The 9,824-nt window shown below is 73.9% G+C and carries 10 protein-coding genes and 1 pseudogene; 6 read left to right on the top strand and 5 right to left on the bottom strand.

Going from position 1 to position 9,824, the window contains the following annotated elements:
* Window positions 1–156: 156 nt before the first annotated feature.
* Together AB0H87_RS31875 and AB0H87_RS31870 are read right to left on the bottom strand one after the other, a co-directional pair.
* Window positions 157–918, bottom strand: a complete 762-nt coding sequence (locus tag AB0H87_RS31875; protein WP_360154008.1) for a hypothetical protein — start codon at window positions 916–918, stop codon at window positions 157–159.
* On the bottom strand, window positions 915–1,805 hold the full coding sequence (locus AB0H87_RS31870; RefSeq protein ID WP_360154005.1) for an ATP-binding cassette domain-containing protein: 891 nt from the start codon (window positions 1,803–1,805) through the stop codon (window positions 915–917). Before AB0H87_RS31870 ends, AB0H87_RS31875 begins: the two co-directional genes overlap by 4 nt.
* Before the next feature lie 97 nt (window positions 1,806–1,902).
* Here AB0H87_RS31870 and AB0H87_RS31865 point away from each other — a divergent pair, with 97 nt between their 5' ends.
* The 3 genes from AB0H87_RS31865 to AB0H87_RS31855 are packed head-to-tail and all read left to right on the top strand — an operon-like array spanning window position 1,903 to window position 5,870.
* Window positions 1,903–2,193: a LysR substrate-binding domain-containing protein gene (locus AB0H87_RS31865; protein ID WP_360154002.1), complete on the top strand. Its 291-nt coding sequence runs from the start codon at window positions 1,903–1,905 to the stop codon at window positions 2,191–2,193.
* A gap of 58 nt (window positions 2,194–2,251) precedes the next feature.
* A complete protein-coding gene (locus AB0H87_RS31860) occupies window positions 2,252–4,339 on the top strand; it encodes a hypothetical protein (protein WP_360153999.1) in 2,088 nt (695 codons plus the stop codon).
* Window position 4,340: 1 nt separating this feature from the next.
* Entirely contained in the window at window positions 4,341–5,870 is a 1,530-nt protein-coding gene (locus tag AB0H87_RS31855; RefSeq protein WP_360153996.1) for a hypothetical protein, read from the top strand.
* Window positions 5,871–5,893: 23 nt separating this feature from the next.
* Here the strand turns inward: AB0H87_RS31855 and AB0H87_RS31850 are convergent, their stop codons facing one another.
* Both AB0H87_RS31850 and AB0H87_RS31845 read right to left on the bottom strand, forming a co-directional pair.
* Window positions 5,894–6,571, bottom strand: a complete 678-nt coding sequence (locus AB0H87_RS31850) for a DUF6308 family protein (protein ID WP_360153993.1) — start codon at window positions 6,569–6,571, stop codon at window positions 5,894–5,896.
* A 92-nt stretch (window positions 6,572–6,663) separates the two neighbouring features.
* The gene (locus AB0H87_RS31845; protein ID WP_360153990.1) at window positions 6,664–7,383 is read right to left on the bottom strand and encodes an SDR family oxidoreductase; all 720 of its coding nucleotides are present in this window, start codon (window positions 7,381–7,383) and stop codon (window positions 6,664–6,666) included.
* Between the two features lie 75 nt (window positions 7,384–7,458).
* On the opposite strand from AB0H87_RS31845, the gene AB0H87_RS31840 reads away from it, so the two are divergent.
* From AB0H87_RS31840 to AB0H87_RS31830, 3 genes are read left to right on the top strand one after another with little or no spacing between them, the layout of a single operon-like run.
* Window positions 7,459–8,061: a VOC family protein gene (locus AB0H87_RS31840; RefSeq protein ID WP_360153987.1), complete on the top strand. Its 603-nt coding sequence runs from the start codon at window positions 7,459–7,461 to the stop codon at window positions 8,059–8,061.
* Window positions 8,062–8,101: 40 nt separating this feature from the next.
* Window positions 8,102–8,440, top strand: coding sequence for a helix-turn-helix transcriptional regulator (locus AB0H87_RS31835; RefSeq protein ID WP_360153984.1), 339 nt, complete (start codon window positions 8,102–8,104; stop codon window positions 8,438–8,440).
* Entirely contained in the window at window positions 8,437–9,480 is a 1,044-nt protein-coding gene (locus tag AB0H87_RS31830; RefSeq protein ID WP_360153981.1) for a hypothetical protein, read from the top strand. The genes AB0H87_RS31835 and AB0H87_RS31830 overlap by 4 nt, the downstream gene beginning before the upstream one ends.
* 52 nt (window positions 9,481–9,532) lie before the next feature.
* Here the strand turns inward: AB0H87_RS31830 and AB0H87_RS31825 are convergent.
* Window positions 9,533–9,824: pseudogene (locus AB0H87_RS31825) on the bottom strand (catalase-peroxidase); the annotation flags it as partial.

Here is a 9,824-nt window from a genome sequence, read left to right as displayed (position 1 = left end):
GCAACGGGACCAGCACGACGGCCACCCACTGCGCGGGCTGCGCCGGACCGGCGACGGTCGCCCGGCCGGCCAGGACCGCCGCGGCGAGCCCGACGACCACCGCGACGAGCGCGACGTCGCCCACCGTCCGCCTCATGCCCACGAGGGTACGAGACCTCACACGTCCCGCCGGCCCAGCGCGATGCCGGCGGCGGCCAGCAGCAGGGCCACCCAGCCGGCCAGGACCAGCGCGGCCGCGCCCGGCGCCAGCAGGTCGAACGGTCCCCCGTCCGGTCCGGTCGCGTAGAGCGCCTGGCCGGCGGCGACGGGCACGAACCGCAGGACGTCGCCGGCGACGTGGTCCGGCAGCGTGGCCGGCAGGATCGCGGGCAGCACGAGCAGCGCCGCCACGAACACCGTGATCGCCAGTGCCGTGTGCCGCAGCAGCGTGCCCACCGCGAGCCCGACCAGGCCCATCGCGAGCGGCGCCGCGGCCGCTCCCGCGGTGGCCCGTAGGACGCCGGCGTCGCCCAGCGTGATCCGGTCACCGTGCGCGAAGGCCTGGTTCGCCAGCAGCGCGGCGACGCAGGTGACCGCGAGCACCGGCAGCGTGACGGCGGCCAGCGCCACGACCTTGGCGCCGAGCACCGGCAGCCGGGCGGGCACCGCCGCGAACGTCGCCCGGGCCAGGCCGGAGCTGAACTCGCCGGTCATCGTCAGCACCCCGAAGACGCCGAGCACGAGGGAGAACAGGTCGATCGGGAGGAACGCGCCGGCCACGGTCGGCGCATCGCCGGACCGCGCCTGGTTCCAGCCGATGAACCCCGCGAACACCACGGTCAGCACCGCGGTCGCGGCGAACACCACCCGCGTGGACCGCAGCGACAGCAGCTTCGTCCACTCCGCACGGACCACGCCGTGCAGCGTCAGCCCCGTCATGCCCGCTCCCCCGTCCGCGTCAGCTCCATGTAGGCCTGTTCCAGCGACGCCCGGCGCGGCGTCAGCTCGTGCAGCACGAGCCCCTGACCCGTCGCCGCGGACCCGATCGCGTCGACGTCGAGCCCGGTCACCAGCAGTCCCGCGCCGTCGTCGGCGACCGCCGCGCCGTGCGCGCGGAACAGGTCGCGCAGCGCGTCCGTGCGCGGGCCACGGACGAACACCCGGTCCACGCCGACCCGGTCGATCAGCGCGTCCAGCGACGTGTCGGCGAGCAGCCGCCCGCGGTCGATGACCAGCAGATGGTCGGCGGTGACGGCCATCTCGCTCATCAGGTGGCTGGAGACCAGTACGGTCCGCCCCTGCGCGGCGAGGCGCTTGAGCAGCGTGCGCATCCAGAGCACGCCGTCGGGGTCGAGGCCGTTGACCGGCTCGTCGAAGAGCACCACGGCCGGGTCGCCGAGCAGGGCGCCCGCGACGCCGAGCCGCTGGCGCATGCCGAGCGAGTAGCCGCCGGCCCGGCGCCGGGCGGCGGCGGCCAGGCCCACCTCGTCGAGCAGCGCGTCGGCGCGGGCCGCCGGGATGCCGTGCGTGTGCCCCAGCGCGACCAGGTGGTCGCGGGCGGTCCGGCCGGGATGCGCGGCGCGGGCGTCGAGCAGCGCGCCGGCCGCGCGCAGCGGTGCGCGGTGGTCGCGGTAGGGCCGCCCGCCGACGGTCGCCCGGCCCGCGGTGGGCCGGTCGAGGGCGACGATCATCCGCATGGTCGTGGACTTGCCGGCGCCGTTGGGCCCGAGGAAGCCGGTCACCTGGCCGGGGCGCACCGTGAACGAGAGGTCCTCGACGGCGCGCGTCCGACCGTACACTTTGGTCAGTCCGGTCACTTCGATCATGCCCTCGACGCTAGGCGCGTGACCGGACCGGGCACGACGCCCGCGAGTCGCACCAGTGACGGCGCGACGTACGACCTGAGGATGACCCAGCTAGGCGTTGCGGCACCGGCACACCGACGCCGACCTCTCGGTTGTCGACATCACCTCCGACCAGGGCATGCCGGCGGTGGCGGCCGGCGACCTCGACCTCGCGGTGATCGCGGCCTGGGACCAGCCGCCCGCGCCGCCGGAACACGTCCGCCTGCACCCGCTGCTCACCGACCCGATGGTCGTCGTGCTGCCCGACGACCATCCGCTCGCCGCCGGCACCGGGCCGCTGCGCCTCGGCTGCTGCACGACGTGGCCGGCGACCTGTCCGCTTCCGGACATCCGACGTATCGATCGGTAGCCGTCGGTGTCCGAGTCACATAGGTTCACGAGACACGCACCCGAAGGCGAGGCCAGCCATGCGAGTCCCGGGGAGGCTCACCGGCGTGCCGGACGCGGCCGCCCGGGCTGATCCGTTCCGCGACCTCCGCGCGCTCATCGAGACGCTGCCGGTGCCGTCCGCCCCGTCCACGTACACCCAGCGGGAAGCGGCTCTCGGTCTGGCCCTGATGGACCTGTCGCTGCGGCTCGACCACGTGCCGCGGGTCGCGGAGCACCTCACGTTGATCGACCGCGGGCACATGACCCGCTCCGTCAGCGTCGACGTCGACCTCCAGGCGATCGCCGACGCCCAACGCCGGCGGATCATGGCACCGGCGGACGGCCGGCGCGGCGCCGCGTTGTGGATACCCATCTCCCGCTACAGCCGCAGCGACCTGGCGCCGGTCGTGGTCAAGGACTCGACCGGCGAGGTGGTGCCGCGGTTCACCCACCGCGACTCCAACCGCGTGACCGCCGCCGCGTTCGTCCGGCTGTTCGCGATGCTGATCGACGCGCACCGCGACGTGACGATCCGGGACACGGTCGTCCACAAGCTCCGGCACACCCACCAGCGGTCCCGCTGGCTGATCGAGGCGGCCCTGGCGGAGCTCGTCACGGCCGGCTCGCTGCCCGAGGCGGGCGTGCGCACCCCGCTCGACTACGCCCGCCTGATGCCGCGCTCGCCGGCCGACGGGCGCGAGGCGGACGCGCGGGCGGTCCGCGACCTCGCGCTGGCCGGGCTCGACGAGCTGTGGCCCGCCGACGGCCGCAACGGGATCCGGTTGCCCTTCGCCCACCTGCTCAGCCTGGCCTGCAGCCAGTACATGCTGATCGTGCTGCTCGACGCCGCCCAGCCGCGCCGGTTCCTGATGTGGGACGCGCCGCTGCTGCCGGGCCGCCGGCCGCGCGCACCCCTGCAGCGCTTCGTGCAGAGCGTGCTGCCGGTCAACCGCGAGTTCGTCGTCGAGTACGAGACGGCGATCCCGCGGTCCGTCGGCGCCTACCACCTCACGGTCGAGGTCAACGAGGAGGTCAGCGTCCGGCGGTTCGTGCTCTCCAGCGACGTCGACGACGACTTCGTGCAGGCGCTGACCGAGGACGTCGAGATGCTCGCCGAGGCCCGCGCCGGGCAGGCGCCGCACCGCAAGCTGCTGGAGCTGGAGCTGCAGGGGATCGCGTCCCGGCTGGCGGAGATCGGCCGGCGGCGGCTGACGGACCTGACCAGCTATCGGCGCTACATCGCCGAACGGCACCGGTCGCTCGGCACGGCGCTGCCCGCCGCGCAGCCGCAGAGCATGAGCGGCGAGGAGGTGGTCGCGGCGCTCGGCCGGGGCGACTGCTCCGTGCCCGTGCTGGCCGCGTTCGCCGCGCACTACTCGGCGGACGGCATGCGGCACCTCGCCCGCGGTCCGCTGGCCGGCACGGCGCTGCCCGCGCTGGCCGCGGGGATCCGGGAGTACCAGCTCGGCCACGACATCACCACCGACAACGACCCGCGCGAACACGGCGCGCACGCGCACTGGCGGCGCCCGGGCGTCGATCTGAGTCCACACTCGACACAGCCGGTCCGGGCGGTCGCCTACCTTTCCCTGGCCGACGAGGCGCCGGCGCTGCTGGAGAGCATCACCCGTGTGGTCGCCGGCCTCGCCTTCGTCGTGCTCGGCATCGGCACGCTGCTGACCGGCGGCCTGGCGTGGCTCTACTCTGGAGCGATCACGCCGCACTCCGTGCCGGAGCAGGCCGACGCGGTCGTGGCGGTCCTCCTGCTCGTGCCCGGTTTGCTGATCGCGCGGCTGGACCTGCCGAGCACGCACTCGGTGCTCGGCCAGCTGCGCCAGTTCCAGCGGTCGCTGGCGATCGCCTCGGTCGTGGTGACCACGGGCCTCGCCATCGCCGCCGGCGCCGTGCACACCGACCTCGGCATCACCCGCGCGTTCCAGCTCGGCACGGCGGTGCTCGGCGTCATCCTGCTGTGCTGCCTGGTCGAGTTCGTCGCGCGCCGGGCCCGGCGGCGCAGCCCCGTGCCCGGGTCGGCGCGGCTGCCGCGCTGGCTGCGGGCCACCCAACGACGGCACGGCCGGGCGTACGCGCCGGACGCCGTCTTCGACGCGCGCGGTGAGGTGTGACATGCACGGTTCGAGGTTCTCGGAGCTGGCCACGATCGCGGCCGAGGCGGCCGGTGCCGACACGTCGTCCGTGCGCCTGCGGCTCGTCCACGGGCCCGCGGGGTTCAACCCGAACGGCCTGACCAGACCGGTGCCGGCGTTCGAGCCGCCGCTGCACGAGCTGGCCCAGTGGCCGAGCGACTTCTGGCTCTTCTCGGTCGCGGGCCTGGCGGTCGGCGTGTGCGCCTGGCCGACGCCCGCGACCGTGTTCAGCGAGCCGTTCGAACTGGGTGCGCCCCGGGCGACCGACCGGGCGGAGACCTACGCGTACGACGGATTCTCCGTGCCGAACCCCGGCTTCCTCAACGAGCCCAACCGCCGGATCGACGCGCTGCTGACGCTGAACAGCACCCACTGGGCACCGTCCTATCGCGACACACTGCTGACCGGCGTCGTGCTGTCGCGGGCCTGCCAGCTCGCCCTCGAACACGGCCGTGGCCCGATCGTGCACCTGCACACGCCGGTCGCGCCGTTCATCGACCAGCAGGTCTCGGCCCGCGGCGACGGCTCGCACGAGCGGCTGCGGGACGCGATCGGGCCGTGCGTGCGGCTGTCGGTCGCGGTCAACCCGCAGGAGCCGACCGCCCGGCTCGACTTCGAGCAGGGGCTGGTCGCGCTGGCCGAGGAGTACGGCCTGGGCCTGAAGCTCAACGACCGGCGGTTCAACCGCGTGCCCGGCGAGTGGTTCACGATCCGGGGCTTCGACCGCGAGCGCTACCGCCAGGTCCGGGCCCGGATGTTCCCGGACACCCCGATGCACCTGCCCAAGCACGCGGTGGTCGCGACCGTGCTGGGCCCGGCCCGGCTGGGCATGGCCGCCGACGTGATCGCCCAGATCCGGACCAGCGGCGCGGGCGTGCTGGCGGCGGCCGTGTCGAGCGTACGCAAGATCGGTTTCATCAACCTCGTGCTGCCGCTGGCCGACGGGGCCGACACAGCCGCGCCCGCCTGGTCCGGCGGCTGGTACGACGGCGTCAAGCTGATCGGCGAGCGCTGCCGGCTCTACGACGCGGACGGCGCCGACCACGGTGACCAGGACGCGTTCGCCGGGTTCAAGGTGGCGCTGAGCCCGCCGATGCGGTGCTCGTTCCCGCAGTCCAGCCGCCGCACCGGCGCCTCGGTCACGGGCCGCGTGCCCTACCCGCTCTGGCTGCGCTGGGAACTGCCCAACCGGACGGTCGGCTCGCCGCTGCTGCTGTCGATGGTGGCCGACAACCTGGCGCCGTACGCGGAGCACACCGAGGTCGCCTACGCCCAGGCGCGGGTGGGCCGGGGCGACGTCGTCCGCGGGCGGGCCAAGCTGGTGGTGCTGCTCGCCCACGCGCCGCGCGACGTCGCCGACGCCCAGGCCGTGCTCAACGAGGTGGCCGAGCGGGCCCAGGAGCGCACGCTGGAGCAGCTCGCCGACATGCGCCTGGTCGGCCCGGGCCGGGTGCGGCTGCGGCTGTCGCCGCGGGAGCGGTGGCTGACGTACTCGGGGATGTCGGCCTGACCCGGCGCCGGGCGTCGACCGGCTCAGTAACGGCTGCCCACCGACCAGCAGAGGACGTCGAGCAGGCGGACGTCGCTGAGCCGGTCGGCGGCCTCCTTGACGAGGTCGCCCTCGGCGCGCATCGCGGTGCGCAGCTCGTCGAGCGCGTCCGACGCGAGCAGCAGGTCGGCACGGATCGCCGCCCAGTACGTGCGGCGGGGCCACCGCCGGTCGCGGCGCTGGTCCGTCAGGTCGCGGGCCACCGCCCGGGCCCGCTGGTGGTAGAGCTGGAGCAGCCGCCGGTCCAGGATCGGGAAGAAACCGGGGCGGGTGAGGTGGAGGGCCTTGCTGATCGTCGCGTGGTCGATGTCCCGCGGCCGGTCACGGTAGAAGTGCGCGTAGAGGAGCTCCGCGTCCTCGTAGAGGGCGCCGGCGGCCATCGGGTCCGCGTCCCGCAGCAAGGCCTCGCGGTCGACCTTGGCCCACGGCGCGCTCGCGGACTTCGTCAGCAGCCAGGCGGCCTGCGGGCGACCGATCCGGCTGTGGATCGCCGTGGTCGCCGTGACCAGCTCGGGCGTCAGGGCGTCCGCGGAGCCGGCGAGGAAGTCGTAGCGGCGCAGCGTCCCGGCGTGGGCGCGGCAGTAGTCGGACACCACCGACAGGGGATCGTCGACCTTCCATCCGGCAACCTGGATGGGCGGTACGTTTCCGTTCACATCCATCGCCTCTCGTCGAACCGACAGGTAACAGCCAACAATGTCCGTGTGCATCGCCGGCGTCAACCCGTCCGAGGGCGACTGTCCATGATCGACTGTCAGGTGAACTGCTGCCCGCCGTCGATGTCGTACGTCGCGCCGGTCAGCGCGGTGTTGGTCATGACGTGCACGGCGAGCGCGGCGACGTCCGCAGGTCCGACGACGCGGCCGATCGGCAGCGTGTCCCGCAGCTCGGCGCGGCGCTCCTCGATCTGGTCGCCGAGCAGCACGGCCGACAGCGGTGTGTCGACGAAGCCCGCCGCGATCAGGTTGACCCGGACCGGCGCCAGCTCGAGCGCGAGGGCGGCGGTGAACGGCGGCAGCACGGCGGTGGCGGCCGACACGATGCCGAGGTCGCGGCGCACGCGCCGGCCGCCGGTGCCGCCCATCAGCAGCAGGGTGCCGCCGGGCCGCATCTGCGGTGTCGCGTTACGGGCGACGTCGAGGGCGATCGTCACGTGGTCGCTGAGCACCGCGCGGACGTCCGCCGGGTCCATCTCCAGCATCGGACCGTACTTCGGACCGCCGGCGGTGATGAGGATGTGGTCGATGGGGCCGTCGAGGCCCTGGAAGAAAGCCGCCACGGCGGCCGGGTCGGTGACGTCGAACGCGGCGGTCCGCCACGCGCCGGTCTCCTGGGCCGCCCGGTCCAGCCGGTCCTGGTCCCGGCCGGTGATGACGACGCCGGCGCCCTCGGCCGCGGCCCGCCGGGCCGTCTCCAGCCCGATGCCGGCGCTGCCACCGATCACGACGACGGTCTGCCCGACCAGTTCCGGCATGGCTGCTCCCCCGCCCTGCGCCCCCGCGCCATACTGGGCAAATACCGACAACATCGACCCTAGCTGGAGGCTGCCATGAGTGCGACCGCCGACATGAAGCTCGAAGTGGTCGTCATCCCTGTCGCGGACCCCGATCGGGCCAAGGAGTTCTACGCGGGCCTCGGGTGGCGGCTCGACGCCGACTTCTCCGGGAGCGACTTCCGGGTCATCCAGTTCACGCCGCCGGGCTCGACGTGCTCGGTGCAGTTCGGCGTCAACAAGACGACGGCCCCGCCCGGCTCCGCGCAGAACACCTACCTCGCGGTCACGGACATCGAGGACGCCCGGGCCAAGCTGGTCGAGCACGGCGTGCAGGTCGACGAGATCTACCACCTGACCAGCAGCGGGCAGGCCGACGGGGTGGACCCGGACCGGCGCAGCTACAGCTCGTACGCGGCGTTCCGTGACCCGGACGGCAACACCTGGCTGCTCCAGGAGGTGACCGCGCGGCTGCCCGGCCGCGTCGACCCGAACACCACGACGTACACGTCGATCGCGGACCTGGCCGCCGCGATGCGCCGCGCCTCGGCCGCGCACGGCGAGCACGAGAAGCGCATCGGCGCGGAGGACCCGAACTGGCCGGACTGGTACGCGGAGTACATGGTCAAGGAGCAGTCGGGCCAGGAGCTGCCCACCTGAGGCTGGCGGCATATACCGGATGCCGATATATTCAGCGTCCATGACTGACCGTCCGATGACGGAGCCGACGTTTCTGATCCTCACCGCGCTGGCGGCCGCGCCGCAGCACGGCTACGGGGTGATCGAGGACGTCCTGCGCATCTCCGAAGGCCGCGTGCGGCTGCGCGCCGGCACGCTCTACTCCGTGCTCGACCGGCTGCGTGCCGACGGGCTCATCGCCGTCGACCGCGAAGAGGTGGTGCAGTCCCGGCTCCGCCGCTACTACCGGCTGACCGGCGTGGGCGCGGAACGTCTGGCCGACGAGACCGCCCGCCTGCGCCGCAACGCGAACGTTGCCGCCGCCCGGCTGCGCCGCCTGCCCGCGGAGGGGCTGGCATGAGCGCCGATCTCGAACGCCGCTACCGTCGCCTGCTGGCGTCGTACCCGTGGTCGCACCGCCGCGTCTACGAGGAGGAGATGGTCGCGGTGCTCGTCGCGGGCGCCCGCCCGGGTCAGCGCCGCCCGACCCTGGGCGAGACCGCCAACCTGGTCCTCTCCGGACTGCGCACCCGGGCCGGCGCGGCGGCGACCACGGTCGTCGGTCCCGCCTGGCGCGACGCCGCCGCCGTGTTCGGCTTCCTCGCGGCGCTCGCCCTGCTGTCGCAGCGGATCGTCCGGTTGCTCGATCCCGTCGTCGGCTACGCCTTCGTGCTGCCCGCCTCCGAATACCTGCGCGCCCTCGGCTGGGCGGCGGTCGTGTTCGCCGTGCTGGCCGGGCTGCGGCGGCCCGCCGCCCTGCTGGCCTGGGCGACCGTCGTCGGCGAGGCGGTGCTCGTCGCCCGGCAGTACCAGATCGAGCCGGTGGGCACCGTCCAGGTCCTGTTCTGGCCGCTCACGCTCGGCATCGTGGCCGCGGCGACGCTCAGCGTCCCGGCGCCTCGCCGGCAGGCTCTCGCGGTGCTGCGGTGGCGCCGCCTGGCGGTGTTCCTGGCCGGCATCGTGGCGGTGCAGACCATCCGGACGCTCAACCACGCCGCGCAGGAAGCGACGTACGACGGCGGCACGTTCTATGTGTGGTTCGGCCTGGAGCGCCCGTCGGAGCTGGGCCTCTACCTGTGGGTGGCCATCGTCGCCGCGGGTGCCGTGACCGCCGGCGCGGCGGCACTGACGGCGCCCGCGGCCGTGCGCTGGCGCATCCTGGCGCTGACGGCACCCGTCGTCGCCCTCGTGGCGGAGATCCGCCTGACGCTGAGCGGCTGGGCCTACTCCAACGGCCACATGGGACACCCGGTCTACCTGGTGCCGATCCAGTGGACCCTGCTGGTGCTGGTGCCGTTGGCCGCGCTCGGGGCGGCCGCGGCCCTGGTGCACTGGCGCGAACAGAACGCCCGCCTGACGGCCCTGGGCCGCGCCGCGGACCGCGAGCGATCGGGCGACTGAGAGACGGAAAGGCGCCGCACGAAGACTCGCGCGGCGCCTTTCCAGGGTTACGTCAGGCGACGTCGTACCGGTCCAGGTCCATGACCTTGGCCCAGGCGGCGACGAAGTCGCGGATGAACTTCTCCTGGGCGTCGTCGGCCGCGTAGACCTCGACCAGCGCACGCAGGATGGAGTTCGAGCCGAAGACCAGGTCGGCGCGGGTGGCCGTCCACTTCAGCTCGCCGCTGACCGTGTCGCGACCCTCGAACGTCTCCTCCTCGTCGGACGTCGGCGCCCACGTGGTGCCGCCGAAGTCCGCGAGGTTGACGAAGAAGTCGTTGGTCAGCGCGCCGGGCCGGTCGGTG

Source organism: Asanoa sp. NPDC050611 (assembly GCF_040654855.1).
Classification (GTDB): domain Bacteria; phylum Actinomycetota; class Actinomycetes; order Mycobacteriales; family Micromonosporaceae; genus Asanoa.
This window is presented reverse-complemented; position numbering and strand designations above follow the sequence as displayed.